We start from the raw sequence: 23,869 nt of genomic DNA, 5'->3' as shown, positions 1-23,869 counted from the left end.
TGCGCTTCGACACCTTGGGGATGGACCTGGGCGTCGTCGAAGGCAGCGCTCGGGGCGATGGAGACACAGACGGCGCGGACGCGACCGAGCTCCCGCCAACGATCGGTGTGGGTGTCGGCATCGAAGCGGCGCTGGTTCGCGACGCGGCACCGTCCGTCCCCCAGGAACCCGACCAGACGCTGAAGGCCAGGCACCCCACGAGGCCCGCGACAAGCGCCGGCCGAGCCAGCCGACGCCGATCACGCAGCGGTGGTCGATCTGGCGGGATGGGGGTCGAGTACCTCCGCCAGCCGAGAGCATCGGGCGCGGTGCCAGGTCGAAGGCGGTCCCGGGGCGGCAGGCCGTATGGCGGGCGCCGCCGCGGGCGGGGCTCGTTCGGCGGCGGGGTGAGGCGGTTCTGGTCTTCTTGCATGATCCTCCCTACGGGCCGTCCACGCCTGCCAGGGTGCCGCAGGACACCTACATCCAGCGGGAATGACTCGGCAAAGACAGCGGTGCAAGACGAACCGGCCCCGCGATGAGCAGGGCCGGAAGCAGGTGAAATGTGGGCTATGTATCTAGGGCGTCGTTGATCTTGCCGTTGATCTGTTCCTGCTGGCCGTCCATGCACTTGGCATAGACCCGCAGCAGCACGTCAACGCTGTGTCCGGCCCTCTTGGCGACCTCCGGGGCCGGTACGCCGGCGTTCAGCCAGAGCGACACCGCCGCGTGACGAAGGTCGTACGGTCGAGCCGCCAGCGACGAGGCGACCTGCGCCGGAGTGAGGGCGAGCTTGCGGGCTTCCTGCCAGACGTAGGAGTGCGCCGAGCTGGAGTAGGTGCCGCCCGTGCCGGTGCTGAAGATCCGGCCGTCCTTGGCGGTGCCGTACTCGGCGATGTGCTCGCCGAGCATGGCGACCAGGACGGGCGGGATCGGGATCTCTCTGGTCTCCTTGTTCGCCCGGTGCTTCAGGCTGCGCGACTCGTGGGTCTGGCCGGAATCGGTCCAGCGCTTGATCCCCTGAGGCCGTGCGTTCTCCAGGACGATCAGGCCCCAGCCCGTCTCAGGCAGCGTGCAGTTCCTCAGCCGCAGGTCCGCTGCCTCCTCGGGCCGGAGGGCGGCGTAGTAGATGCAGGCGAACAGGGCTTTGAGCCGGGGTCCGCGCTTGCGGCCCACCTTGGGCACGGCGTCGAGGAGTGCCCGTGCTTGGGCGGGATTGACGACCGTGCGGGGATCGATCACCGTGACGGCCTTGGGCGCGGTCCACTTGATCTCATCCAGGGGGTTGCTGCCGAACAGCTTCTGCTCGACCGCGTGCTCCAGGAGGTGATGCAGGATGGCGCGCTTACGCCGTACCGTGTTCGCACCCGCCGGCGAACCGGCGAAGGTCACCGAGATCGCGTCGAGAGCCATTCGAAGGACCTGCGGCTCCTTCAGATCGGACAGCGGAAGCGACGCCCGTTCCAACCAGCCGAGAGCCACCGTCTGGGAAGCGGTCAGGACGGCTCGCCTCTTCTCCGGAAGAAGCGCGTGGATTCGGAGAACCTCCCGTAGGTCCTCGTCGGTAGGACGGTGCGGTGCCTTGGCCACCAATGCCGGAATCAGCGATAGGAGTGCGTAGACGTCGGTCTCCCGGGTTCGGGCCGCCGAGGTGTTCCAGCGGCGGAGAATGTACGCCTGAGAGAACTCGAAGAACGTCGGTCCGGAGGACGCACGGGCCAGCATCGACACCGGCAATCCGGTGACGACGTCGAACTCCTCCCCTGTCTTGGCCGCCTGCCGTAGATCGGACATGAAGGCGTTGGCCAGGCCCCTGGTCCGGAAGCTCTTCGACTTCTGCTTGCCTGCGACGCGCCAGCGGGCGATGAACGTGGGCGTGTCCCGGTCGGTACGGTGCTGGATTTCGCCGAGCTTCACGTCGTACGTGGTGTTCACGCCGCCTCCCGTCGAGTGTCGAGCCAGGCAGTGAGGTCGCTCCGCCAGACGCGGAGTTCGAGGTTGGGCAACTGGACGCAGACCGGCGCACGGCCGAGCTCACGCCAGCGGTAGAACGTGCGGCGGGAGACTCCGCCCAGTTCGGCGAGGACCTGAGGAACGGTCAGCAGCTCATCACGCCTGGTCATTGGCGATCACCCGCCCCTGAAAGTGGGGTGCCGCTGATTGCAGCCGCGATGACTTCTTCTCCTATCGAGAGCCCCTGTCCGGCGTACTCCCAATAGGCGATGACCAGGACGGTGTCCTCGTCGAACAAGGGCAGGCGCCCGGTGGTGATCTTCTCGTCGCGCATGTGTTCTTCGCGAGCGGCGCGGAGTTCGCCAAGGGTGGTGGAGTAGTGGCGGCTCTTCGTCGAGAAGTGGCCGCGGAAGCCGAGCATGTGGGCCCAGTGGATCAGCCGGAGGTCGACCAGGCCGGGGTGTTCGCCGAGGCGCATGCACGCCGCGATCAGCATGCGGGCGTGCTGGCGGACGGGTAGGGCGTCGAGGTTGTCGAGTGGTTGGATGCGCCGGTCGAGAGTGCCGACGCATTCGGCGGCCTTGGTGGCGTACTTGGCGATGTAGGCGGCGACCGCTTGTTCGGTGAGGTCGCCGTCCATGGTGATGCGCCGAACGTCGAGTTGTGTCCCCCAGCGGAAGGTCCGTCCCAGGGGCTTGATCTCCGCGGTGACCACGGAAGCCGCGTGCTGGGTGGCCTCCGCCAGAGCGTCAGCGGTCGCCCAGGCGGGCGGTGGCGAGGACGGGCCGTCAGGACCGTCGAGGCGGATGACGGCGTGGAAGTGGACCACCCCACGCCGCTGGTACTCGGCGACCTTGGCGAACGCGATGCTGACGAGCCCGCGCAGGGCCTTGACGGTCAGGCCGTTGAGGCGGGCGAAGCGACGGCGCAGAGCGAGTGTGAAGCGCCGCCACAGCTCGGGACTGATGGCGTTGAACAGGACCGAGCCGTCGTAGTCGTAGCAGTCCGGGCACAGCGGTTCCCCGAGTTGGGGGGCGTCGGCGCTGTGCCGGTCGGTGCAGGACATGACCCGCCCGTGCGGGCAGGTCTCGGCGTCTCGGCGGGCGTGGCAGGGCAGGACCTTGCCGTTCTTCTCCTTCCGGACGTGGACCGCGCCGAAGGAGGGCGCGGTGAGGGTGACGAACAGGCACGGGTGAGCGGCGACGGTCTCGGGCACGCCCTTGCCACCGACGAGGCCGGCGCGGACGAGCTGGTACGTGTCGGCGCGATAGACCTCGGCGCAGGCCGGGCAGCGGGAGGCGCGGCGGGTCTTGCACGGGACGCGCAGGACGCCGTTCGGTTCCGTGGTGGTGGAGTAGCGGTGGAGCAGGTGGCCGGTGGCCTGGTCGAAGTGTTCGACCTTGCCGCGCAGGTGGATGGGCTGTCGGCAGCCGCCGGTGCGCTTGATCTGGTTGGCCCAGCGGTCGTAGTCGGGTTGGTTGAGCCGGTCGATCACCCCGGCTACGGCGTGAGAGTGGGCAAGGCAGGGCAAGATGGGTTCCGTCCTATCCAGTGACGCTGGTGTGGATGGCCCCCGGCCTGGCGAACGTCTTGGCGGATGTGTGGCCAGGCGGGGGGCGCTACGGCTATGCGCCGTGGTTGTCGATGCCGGTGCCGTCGCAGTCGGCGCAGGTCCGGTCGTCGTAGAGGCCGGTGCCGTTGCAGGTGCTGCAGCCGTAGTGGCGGATATCGGTGTCCATCAGCGGTTGTCGCGCGGGCTGATGCGGACGTAGACGCGGTACACGCGGGGGTGTGCGCGGTCCGGGTAGGCCCGGGACATCGCGGTGACGGTGAAGACCTCGCGCAGGTGGATCAGTCCGAGCGTGATCTCCGCGCGGTTTCCTTCGAGGCGGATTCGCATGGTGGTTGGCTCCTAACTGGGGTCGATGCAGCCGCGGTAGCTGCGTTCGGCGTCGTGGCGGGCCTGGGCGGCGGCGAGGATCGCGACGGCGCGGTACTCGACCGGTCCGAAGGAGACGTAGGTCGCGTAGTGGCCGTACGGGGTGTCCTCGAAGTCGATCTGTGAGCCGACTCGGGCGGCGATCTGGTCGATCTCGGCGCGTAGGTCGTCGTCGTTGTCGTGGTTCGGGAAGTGGTGGAGGGTGAGGCTGGACGAGGCGGGCACGTCCGGGTGGGTTTCCAGGAAGATGGCCAGGTTGAGCAGGCCGTTGATCAGGGCTCTACGGAGGTCGTGCATGGTTCTCCTCAGGCGGTTTCCGATGCGGTCCGCAGGGTGCGGAGCAGGTCCGAGGCGAGTTGGTCGGACACGCCCAGGCGGGTACGGAGTAGGTCTCCGGTGATGGGCTTGCCGTGTTTGGCGTGGTGTTCGGCGGCGACGCGGCGCGCGTAGTCGATCAGTGCCGGGGCGGGCGCGGGCCCGTCGCCGGGGTCGTCCTCGTGGGCGGGGACGAGGGCGGGGCGATCCGCTTGCGGGACGGCTTGTGTTCTGTCGAGGACGTCCGGGGACGCCGCCGTCCAGGCCGGGGACGGTTGCGGGACGTCCAGGGACGGTTCGGTACGGGTTGTGGTGGCGCGGCGTTCGAGCATGGAGACCGCGACGAGGAAGGCGCCGGCCGGAGTGGCGGCGGTGATCCAGCCCCAGGCGGTCGGGGTGGCTTGTTGCAGGTTGGCGGCCAGCGAGAGGACCACGCCGCCGGTCAGGACGAGGACGGGCCAGGAGACGAGTCCGCGCCGAGCTTTGCCGATCTTCTTGTCTCGTTGGCGTTCGCGGGCGGCCATGACGCAGGTCAGGTCGATGCAGATGGCGATGGCCCAGGCCATCCAGCCTTGCTGGCCGTGCTCGGTGGCGGTGTCACGGATGTGGGTGAAGGAGCCAGCACCTGCGATGAGCGCGAGGACCAGGACTGGGCCGGTGTCGAGCAGCCAGGCGGCGAAGCGGCGCATCTCGTTCCTCCTCTCAGGCGGTCTGCGAGTCGGGCAGTTGATGAGGTTGTGCGGCCATGACCTCGGCCCAGGACGGGGCGCGGTCGGCGTAGGTGTGAGCGGCTTGTTCGGCGGTTTGCTCGCTGACGTAGAAGGAGCGGGCGCGGTACCACTGGCCGTCCTGGCTTGCGACGATGGCCACGCCGGGTGTTTCGGCGGCGATGGCACGGGCGGAGTCGAGCGCGGCGGGGTCGAGGTCGCCGAGCGTCATGGTGGCGGTCTCGGGATCGTTGACGCGGTGGCAGATCCGCCCCGAGCACTGAGCCCGGAGGGCGGTGACGCCGGGGCCGAGGTCGGAGCCGATGCGCTGGCCGCAGCAGAAGAGGTAGATGCCGAACGCCCGGCCGAGCTGTGCGATCCGGAGCAGTGCGGTCGAGGTTTTGGCGATCTCGTCCTTCTCCGACTTGTCGGCCATCAGGTAGAGCTCGGCGAGCTCGTCCACCAGGACCACGATCGGCACCGGCCGCAGGTGCGGCGGGAGTTGCCAGATGTTGCGGGCCGAGGCCATCCGGCAGACGCCCATGCGGTCGGTCATGAGCGCCACCAGGTCATCCAGCAGCCCGCCGCACTCGGCGCGTGTGGTGGCCAGCGCGGACAGCCGCGGTGCGTACGGGGTGAACTCCACGCCGCCCTTGAGGTCGAAGCCGACCAGAGCGACCGGTTGCGGTGCGAGGCCAACGATGAGCGCGTTGGCGAGGTTGGACTTGCCGGACTGGGTGGCGCCCGCGTTGATCCAGTGCGGGACGGTGCGGAAGTCGACCACCCACGGCTTGCCCGTCTCCAGCCGTCCCACCGTGACCTTGAGCAGCTCGGTGGACGGTGGCAGCTCATCGACCTTGACGAGCGGATCGCGGATGGTGGCGGCAAGCCGCACGCGGCCGGGCTTGTCGGAGGAGACGCGTACGGCGTGCACGCCCCAGGAGTGCGCGAGGCGTTCGGCGACGTCGGCATAGTCGGCGGGGATCTGTCCTTCCAGGGTGTGCAGGGTGACTCGCCAGCCGTGCCGGGTTGGCAGCGGCAGCCACATGAACGGTTTGGTGTCCACGGCGACGCGCTGGAACTTGCGCCGGACGCGGACGACGCCGGTCGAGGCGACCAGGCCAGGGACGGTGGTGAACCAGAAGCGCTGCCGCTTCTTGGTCAGCCCGCAGCCGAGAGCGACCTTTCGCCAGGTGCCCAGGATGCTGATCGCGGTCAGCGGGAAGGCGACTACCAGCCAGTACGACCGGTAGTGCCAGCGGCGCCAGGCCCACAGCCCGGCCGCCGAAGCGGCCAGGACTGCGAGCAGCGGGAAGAGCTGGTCAGACACTGGTGGCCTCCTGCTGCGGGAGCAGGGCGGTGGCCCGGTAGGAGATGCCCCAGCGGCCGGCCATCTCCCAGACGTAGCCGAGCAGCCCGACCGCGTTGACGGCGTCACCGGCCTTGATCGGAGGCTCTCCGCTGATGCCGATCTTGACGAGCTCGATCCGGCCGAACTCGTCCTCGACGGAGACGGTGACCTCGTAGACGGTGTTGCCTTTCTTGTCGGTCTTGATCTCACCGGTGTCCCTGTTGAGTACGCGAGGCCGAGGGGCCTTCACGCAGGTGATGGCGAGCTTGCTGGTGTCGACAGGGATGGGAAGGGTGCGCATGATCCGGGTTCCTTACGTAGTCGCGTTATGACTCTTAGTATTCATGGAACACTTGGCATCCTAAGTTGTCAAGGGATTCCACGAAGACTTGGTTGGCATGTCGTGCGGGGTGTGCTGAAGTAGAGGTCAGACGACCTCGTGAAAGGCATGGGATGGTCGAGAAGACCGGTCGCCCCGGCTACCTGCAGATCGCCGACGACCTCCGTACGCAGATCAGGACGGGCTCACTCGCGCCCGGCGCCGCACTGCCCTCGACCGCCCAGCTCTGCCAGCGCTACGACGTGTCCGCCAGCGTGGTGAAAGCGGCCATCAGCGTGCTTCGCACCGAGGGGCTGATCGTCGGCCAGCAGGGCAAGGGTGTGTTCGTGCGCGAGGACGCCGCGGCGTCGCTCGAAGAGCCGGCCTCGTCGGACATCATGGAGCAGCTCGCCCAGATGCGGAGCACCCTGGCGACTCTCGGCGACCGGATCGGGGAGCTGGAGAAGGCCGTGTTCCAAGAGCAGAAGCGATCTCGCTGACCCGGCAGGCCAGCTCCTCCATTTCTTCCCTTATCGCCTGAAGTTCAGCGAGAATCCGTTCGTTTGCGGTCACTTCGGCACCCCTTTTCTGGTCGGTCGTTATCCCGGCGGGGATGCCGTTAGTTCATCGCGTATCGGCGCTGGTGAGTATCACAGAGCGTTAGCTAAGCTTCTGCATTGCTGCCTGCATGGCGGTTACACATGCGCTTACACACGCCCGCCCTCCCGACGTGCGCAAAAGGATGCGATGAAGACAATTCAACGCCCTGGGTGGCAACCCATGATCTTGCGCCAGCACCGCGAAGCACACGGGCTCACCCTCGAAGCTGCAGGTGACCAGCTACGCCAGGTCGCCGCACGGCACGGCCTCACCGCACCAGCGGCCAATTTCCAGACACTATGGGCACACGAGCAGGGATCGGTATATCCCGGACCACATTACCGACGCGCCTATTGTCTCCTATATCAAGCGAACGAACCCACCCTTGGTTTCCGTCTGCCCCTACCCGGCGAAATAACCGAAGTGGAAAATTCCATCTCGGATTTGCCTCAGCCCACCGACCCCGCCATTGACAACGCCGCCGCCCAGGTGATCGAAGAAGCCTTGGTCAAAGTCTCCGGCGCCCCCACCAACGCCGAGCAGAACGCCCTGCTCAACCGGGTGGTGGACGCCTGGCGCCGCCGCCACGGCCAGGGCAGCCCCAAGCCCATCCTCACCCTCGTGGGCGGCTACGCCGGATCCGGCAAGACCGAGTTCTCCCGCTTCCTGTCCGACATCACCGGCTGGGCCTTCCTGGACAAGGACTCCCTGACCCGCCCCATGGTCGAGCGCCTCCTCATCTCCCTCGGCGGCGACCCCCACGACCGGCACACCGAGCTGTATCTGCGGGAGGTCCGCCCCCTGGAGTACCGATGCCTGATGGAGACGGCCTTCGACAACCTCAAGGTCGGCACCTCGGCCATCCTGTCGGCCCCGTTCATCGCCGAGCTCGCCGATCCCGACTGGGTCTCCCGCCTCACCAACCGCTGTGCCGCCAAGGGCATCGACGTCGCCGTGGTCTGGGTGCGCTGCGACCCCGAGTCCATGCGCGAGTACATCGAGTTCCGCGGCGCCGCCCGTGACGGGTGGAAACTCGCCAACTGGCAGACGTACGTCAGCGGCCTCAACACCGACACCAGTCCGCCTACCGCACACATCACCGTCGACAACCGTCTCGGCGCCGCGATCAGCCTCGCCGACCAGACCCGCGAGACCCTGAAGCGGATCCTCGCATGAGGGGCATCGTGCTGTACGGGCCGCCGGCCAGCGGCAAGAGCACCGTCACCGCTGCCCTTTGCCAGCTCGACCCGCGGTTCGCCCTCGTACGCAAGCTCAAGGCCGGCAACCGCCGCGGCACCGAGTACGACTTCGTCACCGCCGAGGAACTCGCCCGGCTGCGCGCCGCCGGACGCCTGATGCTGGAGACCCGTCGCTACGGCAACACCTACGCCATCGACCGCCACCACATCACCGAGCTCATCACCGCTGGCCACGTCCCCATCGTCCACCTCGGGAACACCGCGGACATCCGCCGCCTGGCCGAGACCGGCCCGTGGCTCACCGTCCTGCTGTGGATCCCGCGTCAGATGTGCGAAGAACGCTCCCGGCAGCGCGGCGACCGTGACACCCCGCAGCGGCTGAAGGCGTGGGACGAGACCCTGGCGGATCTGCAAGAGCACGTCGATCCACCTTTTCTCCACCGCTTCCGGACCGACCTCGTCACACCAGCGGAGATCGGCGAGCGGATCGCCGATTCGTATGACGAACTCACGACGATCCCGAGCAGTCAACGCGCCTGACCGGTCATGATCCGCATCCACAAGGTGCGCGCCGCCCGCGCGGACATCCACGCGCTCTCGACCACAATCTCCAGGTCCTTGCCGGTGAAGCGCCGGACGAACCACAGGCCGCCTGCCGTGCAGAGCTCGTAGGCCGGACGCAGGCACATACACGTGTGCTCCCGTACCCGCACCTTGGCGCAGCGATCCTCGCTCTTCTGCCAGCGCACCCGTAGCGCCCGGTCGTGAGGGCGAGCGGGATGATCGCCGTGATACTCGAAGTGCGAGGGCGGGGCGCTCATGACCTCACCACCAGTTCGGCTTGAGCCTGGAGCAGCGAGACGAAGGTCTCCGCATCGTCCGCGCTTACCGTCTGCCGGAAACCCGCATCGAGCTCCCGGGCACTGAGGCGGACCGCGCGCCGGCTCGCATAGTAGGCCCCGGCGTCACTACGGAAGATCGACCAAGCAGGGAAGGCGACGCGAAGCGCGTCCAGGTCATGACCAGGTAGTGCCATACCACGAGGGTAGGCACGAGTAAGCGAGCCTGTCTACCCCTAGGGGTACCGAGGGATAGCGATAGATCCCTATAGGCGCGTGAAGACCCTTAGAAGTCCCTTTCTACCCTTGACCCTGTGATCGAGTTCGAGCCTGACCGCCCCCGCTGGCAGCAGATCGCCGACGTCCTTCGCGCACGCATCAGCAGCGGCGAATACCCGCCAAAGTACCTCGTCTCCGAAGTGCGGCTGGTTCAGGAGTTCGGCGTCGCCCGCGACACCATCCGCAAGGCGATCCGCCAGCTTCGCGAGGAAGGCCTGATCTACACCGTCCCCAACCTCGGCAGCTTCGTCAGCCCACCCGGCGAAGTCTCCCCCGAAGGCACCTGAACCCCGGGGTACGAACATCGACACGTACTCGCAGCTCGGAGGGGTCTGTGATCAGCGATCAAGTTCCCGCATCCGCGTACGAGCCTTGCGCAGCTTCTCGTACGCCCTCCTGGCCTTCTCCGCTTCGGCGCGGCCGTTGTACCAGGAGGCTTGCAGTCTAGGAAACCACGAGCCGATCTTGTCCGGGTTCCTGAACAGATACACAACCGCGGAGATCACGCCCGCGCCCCCGGCACCCGTGGTTACCAGCTCCAGCGTGAGCGGAGAGTTCATGGAGATGGAGCGGAGGTGGACGTTTCCCCGGGAAACCACTCCGACCGACTCCCGATAGACCATCAGCTCAAGAAGTTCGATCACCTCCCTGCTGAAGGTGTCCACCTCGACGGGGAGCTCTTCGAGTGCGCCCACACGCTCCTTGATCTGCTGAGCGATTCTCACCGCTCTGATGACCTCGTTCAGGGTGCTCAGTAGGTCGAGAGCGTACCCATAGGCCGGATGAAGGTCAGCAGTCCCCACTGTCGAGTCGATCACGACCTCCAGGCCGCTGCCCACGCGGGTGCGCTCATCTAAGGCCTCTCCGCTCACAACAAAAGATCTTAGCCCCTGCCATCGGAGGTAGCGCCTGATGCAGACAACCTGCATCGGCTGTGGCACTCCCGACAAGGGCCACGACTCTCGCCGAAGCCGGACGCAACGTACGACGCCTATCTGGAGGAGCCTGACGGCCGGCCATTGCACGACTGCATCGAGGCCAGAGGTCAACCATCAAGCGAGACAGGACAAGGTCAAGCGATCAGCCGGATGAGAACTTTCTCTACGGTTTCAAGAGCCGAGCCGCCCGCGGCGCCTCGGCCGCGCGCCGGCGGCAAGCTGGCCCGGCTGCGGCTCTTCGGCCGGTCCGGGCCAGCACCGCCCACGCGCACATGACAATCAGCGGCACAGACCCACCAACCTTCAGCGATCAGAAATCACCATAGTGCGCGCGGATGTTCGACCTCTCCTCCGCCTCTTCCTCACCCGAGCGACTGTCGAGGCAGAAGCGGCCCACTCTGGGCATTGCCCCGGCCCTCTGCATGGACAGAAGGGCCTCGGCCGGTCATCCCCCAACGCAATCGTTCAGTCCGGCCGTGACGATCGCTCACTCTGGTTCTCAGCGTACGGGGCCGGGGCGATCGGCTGCCGCGGACCGACTTCGTCTGTCCTTGCCACCGGATGACCACGGCCGAGGTGAGAGATCGACGACCCCATAGTCCGCACCTGCCGTAAAAGGATCACTCATCCCATCTCCACTCAATTAGGACATGAGATGGGACACTTCGCATTTCGGTATTAGCAGGACAAGCTGCCCAGATTTTCATAGCCAGGATCAGTGCATGCTTGCGCTTCAAGCTCCCCAAGCCTGACAGTGCACCCTGTGACCGACGTGTCAAATAACGACTTAGACGCAGAATGATCATCACTTAACGACACCTCTGCCACTCCCCAGCGTCGTCTGATGTCATGTCAAGGTTCGGCAGATTTGGGGAACAACTTACGCTGCTGGAGCTCTTGAGCGCGCTAGAAACGGTGGGGTGGAGGCTTGTGGCACATCTGGTACCGCTCCGCGAGGTATGTCATCCTCGCGACGACGTCCTCGAAGGCGGGTTGGCGGACAACCACTTCGCAGCTCAGCTGGACAAGGTGGTCCGCGACGCGGAGCATTATCCGGTGTACGGCAACGCGGAAGCATTCTTCGCGCACACCTACCCCACGAGCGGTCTGAAGACGCTGCTCTCCAAGACTTTCGGTCGTCTCAGCGGAGTGAAGGGCGTCTCGGGGGAGAACGGCGTACTGCGCCCGACAACCTCGTTTGGTGGTGGTAAGACCCATGGTCTGACCGCCGTCTATCACCTCGCCAAGGGTGCTCGGCCGTCGAACATTACTGAGTTCCTCGACCTAAACCTGCTTCCCGACGGCCCGGTCCAGATCGCGGCGCTGGTCGGCGACGCGCTCGATCCAACAGCGGGTATCGACACCAACGGCCATCGCACGTACACGATGTGGGGTGAGATGGCCGCCCAGATCGGCGATGAGGCGTTCGCAGCGATGGAGGCGAACGAGATTCAACGCACCGCTCCGGGCACCGCCACGATCAGGGCAGCCTTCGGCGGCAAGCCAACGGTCGTGATCATCGATGAGTTAGCCAAGCATCTGCGCGCGGTGGCCTCCTCCGGAAGCGAGGACGTACGGCGCATGGCCGGCGCGTTACCGGTCTTCCTTGGCAACCTCTTCGAAGTCGCCTCCGATCCGACCAACAGAGTCTCGGTCATCATCACCCTGGCCGCGACCACCAACGCGTTCGGCGCGGAGACCACCGAGATCAGCGAGTTAACCGGTGAAGAGAAAGAGAAGACAGACGCCGCTAACGCAGTCTCGGTCAAGGCCGCCCAGGAGATTGGCGATGTGCTGACCCGCGCAGTGCAGCCGAGCGCGGTGATCAAGCCAGCCGATGACAACGAAATCGGCGAAATCCTCAAGAAGCGCATCTTCGGCTCTGTGGACGAGGATGCCGCCAAAGCAGCTGGGGATGCTTACCGGGACTTTTACGAAAAGCTCGCCAAGACCGAGCAGCTCGCCGGCGGCGCCGAGCACCCGGCTTCCTACGGCGATTTGGTCACCAAGAGCTACCCGTTTCACCCCGAGCTGGTTCGCGTCCTCGACAAGCGCCTGGGCAACATAACCGAGTTCCAGCGCGCTCGCGGCGCCCTAAAGCTCCTGGCTGAGGTTGTGGCCAACATCTACGCCACCAACGACAACACGGCGATCATCAACGTCGGCGACATTGACTATTCCAACGAGCCAGTCCTCAACCACCTCACCGACGGCCTCGGCCGCGCCGAGTACGCGGGCGTAGCCAAGGGCGACTTCGCTTCTAAGGCATCTCACGCCGCTGTCGTCGACGCCGACGTCTTCCCCGGCAAGCCCGCGTACGCCACCCGCGTAGCTCGCACCGTATTCACCCACTCCCTAGAGATGGTGTCCACTGCAGGGGCAGGCCGCAATGACTGGCTGGTCGGCACCCTGCGTCCTGGTGAGGACGCCACTATCTTCGAGAAGGCACTGACCGAGTCGGAGAAGGTCTTCTGGCATCTGTCGTACGACGGTGCTCGCTGGCGCTTCAATATCGAGCCCAACGTCAACGCCATCATCGAGACCGAGAAGCGCAACGTCGCCAACACCGCGGTGGCCGCGGAAGTCGATAGCCTGATACAGAAAGCGTTCGCCAATGACGGCGGCGTCACCGCAATCCATTTCCCATCAGGCCCCATTGAAATCCCGGACAAGGACTCGCTGCGTGTAGTCGTACTTGACCACGATGTCGTTACTGTCGACCCAGCCCACGCCGATCAGCCACCGGCACAGATCGTAGAGATGCTCGACAAGGTTGGCTCGGTCGGTGCGCCGCGTAAGTACCGCAACTCTCTGGTTTTCGCCTTGGCCGACGCCGAGCAAGTACACGTGCTCAAGGATCGTGCACGTGCCCTGATCGCTTCTAATAACCTCGCCACCGATACCCTCCGCCTGGGTCAGTTCAGCGAGGAGGTGCGCAAGAAGGTCGAGGCCTACGACAAGGAGGCCCACCTCAAGGCACGAATCGCGGTCACCCGATGCTTTAAGCACATTTACTACCCGGCCGACGAGAAGGCCACTGGCTACCTTCGCCACCGAGAGCTTCCCGCCCAGTCCCAGGGCGACCCGAAGAACACCACCTCCGCAGTCATCACCCTGCTGACCGACGAGGAAAAAATCCGTACCAGCCCGTTCACCGCCGCCTTCTTACGCAGCCGCACCTGGGCCAACAAAGAGGCCACGAACACGGCAGCGATCGCCGACTACTTCTGGTCCGACCACAAGGCCTCCATTGTCCGCAATACCTCCCTGCTGCGTGACGCAATCGTCAACGGCGTTAGCCACGACAACTGGGTCTACTACGACTCGGCCAGTGGCAAGGCCTACACGGCCCACAGTCAGGCTGGTATGTCGATCACCTTTAGTGCCGACGCCGAGGTCATGACCATGGCCGAGGCACAGAAGCGTGGCCTGCTGGTCCGTAAACCCACACAGACTGACCTTCGCTCGGTACTCACCGGCGACCAGCTCACCGGAGCCGATGTCCGCACCCGCCTTGAGGCCGTCTGCGGCGGCGAACCTTCCAAGACCGATGTGCTCGACTTGCTGGCCACCGCCGTCCAGTCCAGCGAGTACACCTGGTTCGTTGTCACCGACACCGCACCTGCCGCTGGCATCCGGGCGCTCTCACCCTCGGCGATTAAGGATAAGGGCCTTGACACCCTCTACGTCCTTCCCCGTGAGGCCGCCGACGAGATCGGCGTCGAGATCCCCACTCGCATCGCCACCGCCAAGGCCTTCACTGCGACCGGTCCCGGTGGCGCGGCCATGCAGACCCTGCTTGATGCTGTCTCCGACTACGCGATCCGCACCATCAGGACTCTCACCCTGAAGGTGGGCGCGGATACTGCGTCTGGCACGAACGACATTGACCTCGCCGTCCTCTCGCTCGGCATGCTGCAGAAACAGACCATCACAGTCCGCTCCACCATCCGCGCAGAGTACAAGGGTCTCACCGGAGGCGGCATCCAGTTCCAAGGCACCGCCGAGCGCGCCGACTTCCAGGTGGCCTATGGCCACGCCAAGAAGGCGCTCACCGCCGCAACGAAGGTGGTCGGCGACATCACCCTCACCTTCCGGTTCGACCCAGCACTCGACGTCGACGACCCGCAGTTCGCGCAGATCCATGACGTCATCAAGAAGCTCGGCATGAAGAGCACGACCATGACCGCAGAGGTGACCAAGTGACCGCCTCCCAAAACGTGACGACTGCCTTGAGTCGTCGGCTCGCTGCAGTCACGGGCGTCCGTGGTTTCCGTCTCATCGTGCACCCCGGCCGTGGCGAGACCTACGGCCTCACTATCGAGGAGACCTACGGCGAAGCTGGCTCTGTCCTTGCTACGGCCGTCGTCGCCCTCACCCCGCAGCAGACGGGACGCATCATCGACGCCCTCATTGCAGCTATCAGGGGATCGGGCCACCAGCCCAGTGTGCTGACCTTCACCCGGAAAGCACCGATTCGGCTCACCGAATCCTATGGCGTACGCCTGGCCCTGATTTTGATGGCCACCCAGCCCATTGCCAAGCACGAGCGCGTCCGTGCACTCGTCGCCGGCATCAACGCCATGAGCACCGAGGAGACCTATTACTGGTACTCCAAGTGCATTGGCATTGACGCTAATCGCGCCCGTAAGGCCCTCCGCACCCTCCTCTCCGGCGACTGAAAGAGCCACCTCATGAGCACCAAACCGCGTGTCCTCATCGAGGACTGGCTCCCCGTCGCTGAGCTCGGCATTGAATCCCGTCGCGAAGCGGCCCCCATCCCAGGTCAGTTTCCGAAGCTCAAGGCACTTCACGTATGGTGGGCTCGCCGTCCGCTGGTGGCGTCGTCCGCAGTCGTATTAGCAGGCCTGCTACCTGCATGGAGCCCAGAGCTGAGCAACGTCTTTCCTGACCATCCTGAGTTGTCGAACCCGGCAGCCTACAAACTCTGGGTTCTAAAGTTGGCTGGGATCTGGGGCGACCCCATTGCCGCACGCCGACGGATCGCTGCTGCCACTGAGCGAGGGCAGACACTGGGTGCAGCCGCATACGGGTACCGTCCCGCCTTCAAGAACCTACCGAGTCCTGGCGACATGGCACTTCTCCACAAGGTATTGCGTCACACCTGGGGTGGCTCCCTGCCGTTGGTGGCGGACCCAACCGCAGGAGGCGGATCCATCCCTTTCGTCTCAGCTCGGTTCGGTCTCCCTACCGCGGCGAATGACCTTAACGCGGTAGCCGCCACACTTCTGAAGGCCGGGGTCGAGATCCCCGTCCGGTTCGGTCACGAGCTGACGCCTGAGCTCAAAAAGTACGGGGAACGTTGGCGTAGCAGGGTCGAAGAGAGGCTTAGCAAGTTCTTCGTCTACGAAAAGGGCGAGAAGTACCTTACCTATATCTGGGCGAACGCCGTCCGCTGCCCGCGCACGGGCGGTCTTGTACCGCTCATCACTGATCAGTGGCTCGATAAGGCCAAGGGCCGCGAGACAGCCGTGCGGATCGTCGTGCACGACCAAAACGGCAACCTCCTGAGCGAGCCCATCTTCGAGATTGTTCGGGGCGACGAGATCAACTTCGACCCCTCTGCCGGGCTGATGACTGGCGGCACCGCCCGCAGCCCTTATGACGACCTTGCGATTGATGACACTTACATCAAGAACGAGGCCCGGTCCGATCGGTTCGAGCAGGTTCTCTACGCGGTTTACTACCGCAAGGCTGATCGCACCAAAGGATATCGGGCGCCAAGCAGTGAGGACGTGGCTTGTCTCGAACACGCCAGTGACTACCTCGCAAGACATCGGGCTAGCTGGGAGGCGTCTGGCTGTCTCCCAACAGAGGACATTGCCGAGATCTCGAACTACGACCGCGGCCACCGTATATACGGGATCACCAAGTGGGCAGAAATGTTCACGGACCGTCAGTTGGTTGTCCACGCCATTTTCGCAGAAGAACTTCAGCGCCTCCTTACTGAAGCAGAAGAGGAGTTTGGACAGGAGAAGGCGCGTGCGCTACTTACTGTGCTCGGGATGATCCAGGCTAAGGCGCTAAACTACAATGCCCGACAAACAACCTGGGATGTAGGTAGACAGAAGACACGGAGCGTCTTCGAAAAGCACAACTTCACGTTCAGATGGACCTTCGCCGAGTTCCAGGGTTCACAAGAACTTCCCTCTTTCGTACTAGATCAGATCCTCGACGCATACCACCAGCTAGTTACACTGGTGGGGCACACGTCACCAGATTCTTTGGTTGAGCCACAAATCGAAACACCGATCATGGTGACGCAGGGAACCGCAGCCAATCTCGGCGCGCTGGCGTCGGGGAGCGTCTCTCACCTATGCATGGATCCGCCGTACTACGACAACGTCATGTACGCAGAACTGTCTGACTTCTTCTATGTCTGGGAGAAAGCAACGCTCGGTCGCCTTTATCCAGACTTCTTCGCTGACACGGAGACCGACAAAGAGAACGAGGCGATCGCCAATTTCGCCCGTTTCGCTGCATTCGGGCGACGGAAGAAGCAACTTGCGGATGCCGACTACACAGCGAAGATGGTCGCAATATTTGCGGAGTGTAGTCGAGTTCTGCGAGAGGACGGTGTCATGACCGTGATGTTCACACATAAGAAGGCCGAGGCGTGGGACGCGCTGGGCACGGCCATCATCGACGCAGGCTTCACGATCGAGACATCCTGGCCGGTAAACACCGAGTCGGAGGCATCGTCCCATCAGAAGAACAAGAACGCAGCGAATAGCACCATCATGCTCACCTGCAGGAAGCGCGAGCAGGATGAGAGCAATGGGCCGATCTACCTAGAAGATGTCGAGGCCGAGATCCGGCTCGCAGCTCGCGATGCGGTACTTCGGTTTCAGAACGATGGCATCGGCGGAGTCGACCTTCTACTCTCAACCTATGGGCCAACGCTATCTGTCATCTCGCGTCGCTGGCCTGTGTACTCCTCGACACCGGACGAGAACGGGCGCGACCAACTTCTTCGGCCCGAGGACGCATTGTCCCTGGCTCGGGAGGAGATCGTCGACCTTCGTCGGGCAAGGCTGATTGGACAGGGCGCGAAGTCCGACACTCTGACCGACTTCGTCCTTCTTGCTTGGGACACGTTCGCGGCCAGGGAGTTCCCGTACGACACAGCTCGCCTGCTTGCCCTGGCGGTGGGCGGTCTGGATGTGGACAAGCTTGAGCGCGCGAAGATTCTCATGAAGGGATCTGGCACAGTCAAGCTCCTGACGCCCAGCGAGCGAGTGCGGCGTGGTGCCGAGCGCGATCTTCCCGGAGTACGTCCGGACGCAGAGTCCTTCGCGAACGTCATCGACGCGGTTGACACAGCCCTTTACATCGCCGAACACGACAACTGGGCAGCAGCTAAGAGGTTTCTCGACAAGCATGGCTACACCAGCGACGCTGGATTCACCGCCGTATTGCAGGGTCTTGTCAACGCGATTCCCCGTACGAAGGTCAAGGTTGGGTGGGCGGTGCCCGAGGCGGGTCGTCTTGACACGATGTGCACACTCTATTTCCCTGACGTGGCCCTGCCCGAGCCCGTCAACCTGGCCATGCATGACGACAAGCCCGGCACGCTCTTCGAAATGGAGTGAGGTTGGCTGAGGACGACGCTGCCCTGTTTCCCGGTGCTGCTGCCGAGCCAATGGCACCGGAAAGTCTCTTTGAATACAATCCAGCCACGGCCGAGGACTCGTTCCGTAGCGTGACGCTTAAGGCGATGTACTCGCCCGACGACACACCGTTCGAGACGTTCTATGAGCCGTTGCTTTCCCGGGCCGTCACCTATGACCGTGCAGTCGGCTACTGGTCAGGGGCAGAGCTGCAGTTTGCCGCACAGGGCACGGCGTACTTCATCGCCCGTGGTGGCGTGATGAGACTCATCGTCGGTGCCCAGCTCGGCAAGAAGGACGTCGATGCGGTGCTGTCCGGCGCCCCACTTGACGATGTGGTCGCCGAGCGTCTACTGGCTGATCCTGGCCTGGAAGGCACGAAGATCGTGCAGAGTCAGCATCTCAGCGTGCTGGCTTGGATGGTCGCCAACAACCGGCTCCACATCCGAGTCGGCGTTCCGATCGACAAGCATGGCCACTTGCTTACTCATCAGGAGTCGGGCCGCTACTTCCATACCAAGTACGGCATCTTCACAGACCGTTACGGCCAAAAGGTCGCATTCAGCGGCTCCAACAATGCCTCGGTCACCGCATGGGTGAAAAACCATGAAACCTTCGACGCCTACCGCTCCTGGCGTACCGAGTCCTGGGAGGACTACGGCAAGCCCAAGGAGCGAGCCTTCGATCAGCACTGGCGCGGCCACCCCGACAAAGGTTGGGCGGTCATCGACCTGCCCACCGCCGTCCGAGAACACCTGATTGAGCACGCTCCTGACGCTCCGCCGTTTCCCTCCGACGCTCTTATACCGCAGCCGAGGCCTGAGGAGACGGATCGTAAGACTCCGCCTGTCGAGATGGACGTCGATATCCAGGCGGCCTGGGACGAGCTGGTTGCACTCCGGGATGCGCCGAAGGCGTCCGCATGGACTGGCGTGGGTACAGCGTGGGCTCAGCCTCTACCACATCAGGCCGAGCTGATCCACCGGGTGGTGTCGACGTACCCGCGAGGCTATCTCTTGGCCGACGAGGTTGGCCTCGGCAAGACCGTCGAGGCCGGCTTGGTGTTACGCGAGCTCTTCACCTCCGGCAGAGCAAGGAACGCCTTGCTTCTAGTGCCGGCCTCGGTGATGAAACAGTGGCAGGAAGAACTCCACGAGAAGATGAACCTCGACGTCGCCCGCTACGACAAGGGCAATTTCGTCGACCGGTTCGACCAGCCCCTTGAGACCGATCTGAATGCCAACCCGTGGTCGGCCTTTCCGATTGTGCTTGCCTCCTCCCACCTCGCTCGGCGCCGCACTCGCCGTAGCGAGATCCTTGACGCTGGACCATGGGATGTCGTCCTTGTTGATGAGGCCCACCACGCCCGCCGCCGCGGTTCCAAGGCGACCGACACTCCCAATTCCCTGCTCACACTGCTCCAGGAGATGAAGAAGCGCGACCTATGGCGTGCGCTCTACCTGGCTTCGGCGACCCCGATGCAGATGCACCCCCACGAGGCCTGGGACCTCATCGAGCTCCTCGGGCTGCCAGGCAAATGGGGTGAGCAGGCGTTCTTCTTCACCCAGTACTTCACCTATCTCGGCGACCCGCCCAAGAGGCGCGGCTGGAAGCTCATCTGCGACATGTTGGAGGATTACTTCTCCGACCCGCTCGCTGAACACGACCACGAGCTGGAGCAGCAGGTCAGTGATGCACTCGGATGGGCCGACGCGTTGACGGTGATCGGGATGGCTGGCAACCCACCCTCGCCTGACCTCAGGGCACAGTTCCCCGATGCCACCTCCGAGTGGATGGATAAGTGGGCTCGCCGGCACACTCCAATGCGCGATCGAGTCTTCCGCAACACCCGCAAGACCATGCGGGCCTACCAAGCGGCCGGCATCATCCCTGCCTCGGTCGTCATCCCGTATCGACACGTCAGCGACGAGTTCATCTGCCTGGCTCCGAACGAGCGGACGCTGTATGACCGTATTGAGGAGTACATCCGCCGCCACTACAACGCCTACAAGTCCGACAAGGCCACCAGGGCCCTCGGTTTCATCATGACTGTCTACCGGCGCCGGCTGACTTCCTCCTTCGAAGCGATCAAGCAGTCTCTCCAGCGCCGCCTCGACGTACTTGAGCAGGGCAAGAGCCTGGCCGACCTCCTCACAGACGACGATGGTGCTGACCTGGAGAGCTCTCTCTTCGACCCCGAGGCTTTCGACGTCCGCGCCGACCGCCTAAAGGAGGAGATCGGCGAGCTCCGCTCCTTCCTCAACGACCTCGGCGACCTAACCGGTGAGGACACGAAGGCCAAGCAGCTCGTCGAGGATCTGGCCGAGTCGTTCAAGACGTATGACTCCGCGGTGGTCTTCACTCAGTACACCGACACCATGGACTACGTCCGCGAGCGCCTCCTGGCCGCCGGCTACAACAAGCTCGGCTGCTACTCCGGTCGCGGCGGCGAGATCTACGATCCGGTCGCAGGAAAGTGGAACCCGGTTACCAAAGCTGAGATCAAGAACCGGTTCCGCAACCGCAGTATCGAAGTCCTGATCGGTACCGACTCGATGAGTGAGGGCCTCAACCTGCAGACGTCGGGCCGCCTCATCAACTACGACATGCCCTGGAATCTGATGCGCGTCGAGCAGCGCATCGGTCGCATCGACCGTATCGGCGCTGCCTTCAAGGATCTCCAGATCAGCAACTACTTCTACCGAGACACTGTGGAGGAGCAGGTCTACATGGGCATCAAGGAGGACTACGACGACTTCACCAACATAGTCGGCGGCGCTGCACCTGTCCTTGGCACTGTAGAGAAGGTCATCGAAGGCCTCGTCCTTGCCGCAAATCTCAGCGACGAAGTCATCGCCAGCGAGATCGCGAGCATCCGAACCCAAATCGACGGCATCAACAACCAGCCCGTCAGCACCGACGACCTCGGCACCCCCGATGACGGCATCACCATCAAGACTCCACCGAACCTGGTAGGAGACATCACTCCGCCAGTCCTTGCCACCAACCTCACGAACAACCTTCTCTCAGGCCGCTGGCTGACCCCAGACGACGAACGCCCCGGTATCTACAACCTCTTCATTGCGCGTGACGCCCGTGTGTCCTTCAGACGTTCCGACGGCGCGATATCCATCGAGCACTACTTGGGTCAGCCACCCACAGCCTCAGTTCCCGTAACATTCGACCGCGACGTCTGGGACGCCAGCAGCGACAGCGACCTCATTTTCCTGACTTATGGGTCACCCGAGTTGGCCTCCCTCCTCCCCCGCGAACCCGATGAGCGACAGATGGCGGATTGGATCACTCCAACCGGCTAATTAGCAGCTCCCTCCGGTCTCCAACCTCAGCTCGGTTGCATAGAGGAGACCCTCGCCGCTGTTCCGTAGGAGTGCCGGGATCAACGAGATTTGGCGCGAGACGCCAGCAGCGGTGCTCGACGATCTTCCTGGCGCGGACTGTCCGTGAGTAGTTTCTCCAGCTCAAATCACATGTAGCCGGAGAGGGGCTCTCTCCTATCGCTGACGTGTCGATCAGCGATTGTCGAGCTGCCTGTTCCAGGGATATCGCCGCAGCCGCCGTCTGAAAACGGACGGTCACATCCCGCCCTGCCGATCTCTGCCTCGGCCCACAGACTATCGCTCTTCCCTTCCTAAGCGGCTGCTTCCTGGGTGAGTTGAGCATGGCGAGCCTTACGGTTCCGATCCTTTCGGACCGATTCATCAGTAGCCAACGAACTTCTATCGAAGATCAGTGGACCTGCATCAGCGGAACGTCGCGTACGTCGAAGTCAAAGTCCCCGTCATGCCACCTCCGTGTCATGAGCCGACTCAACCGGGATAGCAGCGACTTCAACCGTCACGCCGTACTGCCGCATGAGCGTGTCTGCGAGGTTCACGAGCGCCACCTGCGCGAACGGATAGAGCGAGTCGTGGGTTAGCTCCTTGTCCTTAAGAAGAATTGCCAGTATGACCTTTTCGGGCCTGAAGTCCTCCGGTACCGTGAGCTGGCCGCCGCTGAGCCTCGAGACTGCGGTGCTGAACTTCGCCCGCGCTTCCGGCTCCTCGTACAGGGCCTGGGTGGAAATGAGTGCCTGGTTGAATTGATGCCCCAGCGGTTCGGAGCTGGCGGCCGCCTTGACGTGGACCAGAGTGTGGCGGTCAGTGATTCCATCACAGGCCTCCATACCTCTGCCCCTGCTGTGCTGGGGCGTTCGGACGAGGTATCGGTCGAGGCAGACGTACGTGGCTGGGCCGAAGTGGCGCTGCATTCGCTTGTTGTAGTCCTCCTCGGTCTCGTCTGGATGCCACGGCAACATGGCCAGCTCTGGCTGCTCCACTACCAGCTCGCGCATTCGGCGCTTGATCGAATCCAGATAGACAGTGCCGCATTCGTACCACTCACCGTCACTGAGCTGATAGACACGCGGCCCGATTGGCACGATGGCCTCAATCCAACGGATCGCTGAGGTGTGGCCGATTGACTGCGTACCTTCGCCGTCGGAGCACATGTCGACGCGGCCCTCCCGAAGTGCGGCAACGGGGGTGCGGCTGTACTGGACCTTGCAGCGCTCCCGGAGGTCAACCAGGTCAAGCTCGTCTCTGACGATGGGCACGCTGCCGACTTTGATGAGATAGGAGCGACAACCATGGCGACGCTCGCCGAGATCCGCCGGGATGACGAGTTGCACTCGGATGTCGCCGCTCTCTCGTAGCCCTTCGTCTAGCAGCGCGTCCAGCCGCTGGGACAGCGCTTCGTCGCCCACTGGCTGGATGGCCTCAAGCGACTCGAACTCGGGACGCACCTGGCGGTCGCGGATCTCGTTGAGGCGCCGCAGCAGTGCCAGGAATTTCACCTGCTCCAGTGGGATCGGGAGTCGAAGCCCGTCTCCGCCTTCGACAGAGATCGACTCACGGTGGTTGAGGCCCAGATCAGCGGCTTTGATCAGGCCGCCGAGCCTCTTAACCAGTTCGGTGTAACCGCGCACCCCGACCACGCCAATAGGAATTCCGCCCGGGGCCATCGTCGAGTCCTGCCGGGAGAAGCCGCCGATTGCCCGGCGGACGACATCCTGGACCTGGCCCGGGTCGACGGTGCGTAGCGCGCAGCGAAGACCAAAACCGCGCTCCTTGATGCCGGAGATGGACAGATAGCCCTGGCCGAAGCCAAGCGCGTAGACGTGACCGTCGACGGCGATGACGAGTACTGCCTCCGCCTCCTGCCTAAGGAGGGCAAGGGGCAGGCCCGTGAGCTGGGACAGTCTCGGGCACCACGCAGGCTCCGTAGTGCCCCGCTGGCTGTGGTAGAGAATCGCTGGCGCGCCCGCGATCTCGAACGCGTGGAAATCGACGCCTGACCCTGCCAGGCGGCCGGAAGTAGTAGCGTCGAACATGCCCTCCATGGTCGGTCTGACGCCGGCGATTCGATAGACGGTGGCCCTCAGCGTGGTGGACGGCATAGCGTTTCTCCAGGGGAAGCCGAGGCGGCTATGCCGCCTCTGATATTTGCCTACACCCCCTACGACTGAAAACGCTGCCATTTAGTTCGCTATTTTTTTTTGCGGCTTTTATGTTGATGTCGTATACTTTGCCAGATATATCCATCATGGACGCCGAGTGGCAGATTTGACACATATGGACACTTTTGACTTTTGTTTTGACGCCATGCATGCAGCAAACCGGCAGTCTTTCCCTTTTCAATGAAATGCCCGTCAGGCTTCGGCGACTTTGTGCACGTCTACTTGAAGCAAATAGAGCGGCTTCCGGTTAGAGGTGCGCTGGCGTACGGCCGCGCTCGTCCTGTATTGATGCTCGCGCAGGGGAA

19 protein-coding genes are annotated in these 23,869 nt (G+C 63.9%); 8 read left to right on the top strand and 11 right to left on the bottom strand.

The genetic code is table 11. The features are described 5' to 3' along the window. Positions 1 to 549 precede the first annotated feature (549 nt). The 8 genes from HD593_RS03300 to HD593_RS03265 all read right to left on the bottom strand — a co-directional run bounded on the left by HD593_RS03300 (position 550) and on the right by HD593_RS03265 (position 6,545). Positions 550 to 1,914 (bottom strand): tyrosine-type recombinase/integrase, encoded by a 1,365-nt coding sequence (locus HD593_RS03300; RefSeq protein WP_185100654.1) that lies wholly within the window; start codon positions 1,912 to 1,914, stop codon positions 550 to 552. After that, positions 1,911 to 2,102, bottom strand: a complete 192-nt coding sequence (locus HD593_RS03295) for a helix-turn-helix transcriptional regulator (RefSeq protein WP_185100653.1) — start codon at positions 2,100 to 2,102, stop codon at positions 1,911 to 1,913. The genes HD593_RS03300 and HD593_RS03295 overlap by 4 nt, the downstream gene beginning before the upstream one ends. After that, on the bottom strand, positions 2,099 to 3,427 hold the full coding sequence (locus HD593_RS03290; RefSeq protein WP_185100652.1) for a replication initiator: 1,329 nt from the start codon (positions 3,425 to 3,427) through the stop codon (positions 2,099 to 2,101). Before HD593_RS03290 ends, HD593_RS03295 begins: the two co-directional genes overlap by 4 nt. A gap of 243 nt (positions 3,428 to 3,670) precedes the next feature. Then, the gene (locus tag HD593_RS03285; RefSeq protein ID WP_185100651.1) at positions 3,671 to 3,832 is read right to left on the bottom strand and encodes a hypothetical protein; all 162 of its coding nucleotides are present in this window, start codon (positions 3,830 to 3,832) and stop codon (positions 3,671 to 3,673) included. Between the two features lie 12 nt (positions 3,833 to 3,844). Then, positions 3,845 to 4,168: a hypothetical protein gene (locus HD593_RS03280; protein ID WP_185100650.1), complete on the bottom strand. Its 324-nt coding sequence runs from the start codon at positions 4,166 to 4,168 to the stop codon at positions 3,845 to 3,847. 8 nt (positions 4,169 to 4,176) lie between these two features. Next, a complete protein-coding gene (locus HD593_RS03275; RefSeq protein ID WP_185100649.1) occupies positions 4,177 to 4,875 on the bottom strand; it encodes a DUF2637 domain-containing protein in 699 nt (232 codons plus the stop codon). A gap of 13 nt (positions 4,876 to 4,888) precedes the next feature. Further along, positions 4,889 to 6,223 (bottom strand): FtsK/SpoIIIE domain-containing protein, encoded by a 1,335-nt coding sequence (locus tag HD593_RS03270; protein WP_185100648.1) that lies wholly within the window; start codon positions 6,221 to 6,223, stop codon positions 4,889 to 4,891. Continuing rightward, the gene (locus HD593_RS03265; protein ID WP_185100647.1) at positions 6,216 to 6,545 is read right to left on the bottom strand and encodes an SCO3933 family regulatory protein; all 330 of its coding nucleotides are present in this window, start codon (positions 6,543 to 6,545) and stop codon (positions 6,216 to 6,218) included. The genes HD593_RS03270 and HD593_RS03265 overlap by 8 nt, the downstream gene beginning before the upstream one ends. A 152-nt stretch (positions 6,546 to 6,697) precedes the next feature. Here HD593_RS03265 and HD593_RS03260 point away from each other — a divergent pair, with 152 nt between their 5' ends. From HD593_RS03260 to HD593_RS03250, 3 genes are all read left to right on the top strand, one after another. Next, positions 6,698 to 7,063, top strand: coding sequence for a winged helix-turn-helix domain-containing protein (locus HD593_RS03260; protein ID WP_185100646.1), 366 nt, complete (start codon positions 6,698 to 6,700; stop codon positions 7,061 to 7,063). 544 nt (positions 7,064 to 7,607) lie between these two features. Then, a complete protein-coding gene (locus HD593_RS03255) occupies positions 7,608 to 8,339 on the top strand; it encodes a P-loop nucleotide/nucleoside kinase family protein (RefSeq protein ID WP_246546238.1) in 732 nt (243 codons plus the stop codon). Then, the gene (locus HD593_RS03250; RefSeq protein ID WP_185100644.1) at positions 8,336 to 8,902 is read left to right on the top strand and encodes an AAA family ATPase; all 567 of its coding nucleotides are present in this window, start codon (positions 8,336 to 8,338) and stop codon (positions 8,900 to 8,902) included. Before HD593_RS03255 ends, HD593_RS03250 begins: the two co-directional genes overlap by 4 nt. Here HD593_RS03250 and HD593_RS03245 read toward each other — a convergent pair. Then, complete coding sequence (locus HD593_RS03245; RefSeq protein WP_185100643.1) at positions 8,890 to 9,183, bottom strand: hypothetical protein; 294 nt, start codon at positions 9,181 to 9,183, stop codon at positions 8,890 to 8,892. The genes HD593_RS03250 and HD593_RS03245 overlap by 13 nt on opposite strands. Positions 9,184 to 9,515: 332 nt before the next feature. Between HD593_RS03245 and HD593_RS61040 the strand changes: the two genes are divergently transcribed. Further along, on the top strand, positions 9,516 to 9,767 hold the full coding sequence (locus HD593_RS61040) for a GntR family transcriptional regulator (RefSeq protein WP_185100642.1): 252 nt from the start codon (positions 9,516 to 9,518) through the stop codon (positions 9,765 to 9,767). A gap of 51 nt (positions 9,768 to 9,818) precedes the next feature. Here HD593_RS61040 and HD593_RS03235 read toward each other — a convergent pair whose 3' ends face one another. Beyond that, positions 9,819 to 10,352 carry a hypothetical protein gene (locus tag HD593_RS03235; protein WP_185100641.1) on the bottom strand — a complete coding sequence of 178 codons (534 nt, stop codon included), beginning with the start codon at positions 10,350 to 10,352 and terminating at the stop codon, positions 9,819 to 9,821. A gap of 996 nt (positions 10,353 to 11,348) precedes the next feature. On the opposite strand from HD593_RS03235, the gene HD593_RS03230 reads away from it, so the two are divergent. Genes HD593_RS03230 through HD593_RS03215 form a run of 4 tightly spaced genes read left to right on the top strand, consistent with a single transcriptional unit; the run spans position 11,349 to position 21,366 of the window. Continuing rightward, on the top strand, positions 11,349 to 14,624 hold the full coding sequence (locus HD593_RS03230) for an ATP-binding protein (protein ID WP_185100640.1): 3,276 nt from the start codon (positions 11,349 to 11,351) through the stop codon (positions 14,622 to 14,624). Continuing rightward, positions 14,621 to 15,100, top strand: coding sequence for a DUF7680 family protein (locus HD593_RS03225; protein ID WP_185100639.1), 480 nt, complete (start codon positions 14,621 to 14,623; stop codon positions 15,098 to 15,100). The genes HD593_RS03230 and HD593_RS03225 overlap by 4 nt, the downstream gene beginning before the upstream one ends. Positions 15,101 to 15,112: 12 nt before the next feature. Then, positions 15,113 to 18,031, top strand: a complete 2,919-nt coding sequence (locus HD593_RS03220) for a DUF1156 domain-containing protein (RefSeq protein ID WP_185100638.1) — start codon at positions 15,113 to 15,115, stop codon at positions 18,029 to 18,031. A 2-nt stretch (positions 18,032 to 18,033) separates the two neighbouring features. After that, positions 18,034 to 21,366, top strand: a complete 3,333-nt coding sequence (locus HD593_RS03215; protein ID WP_185100637.1) for a DEAD/DEAH box helicase — start codon at positions 18,034 to 18,036, stop codon at positions 21,364 to 21,366. Between the two features lie 482 nt (positions 21,367 to 21,848). Here HD593_RS03215 and HD593_RS03210 read toward each other — a convergent pair whose 3' ends face one another. Continuing rightward, a complete protein-coding gene (locus HD593_RS03210) occupies positions 21,849 to 23,504 on the bottom strand; it encodes a DUF6119 family protein (protein ID WP_185100636.1) in 1,656 nt (551 codons plus the stop codon). Between the last annotated feature and the right edge of the window lie 365 nt (positions 23,505 to 23,869).

This window comes from Nonomuraea rubra (assembly GCF_014207985.1).
GTDB lineage: Bacteria > Actinomycetota > Actinomycetes > Streptosporangiales > Streptosporangiaceae > Nonomuraea > Nonomuraea rubra.
The sequence above is the reverse complement of the archived record's forward strand: the minus strand, read 5'-3'. Positions and strand labels throughout refer to the sequence as shown.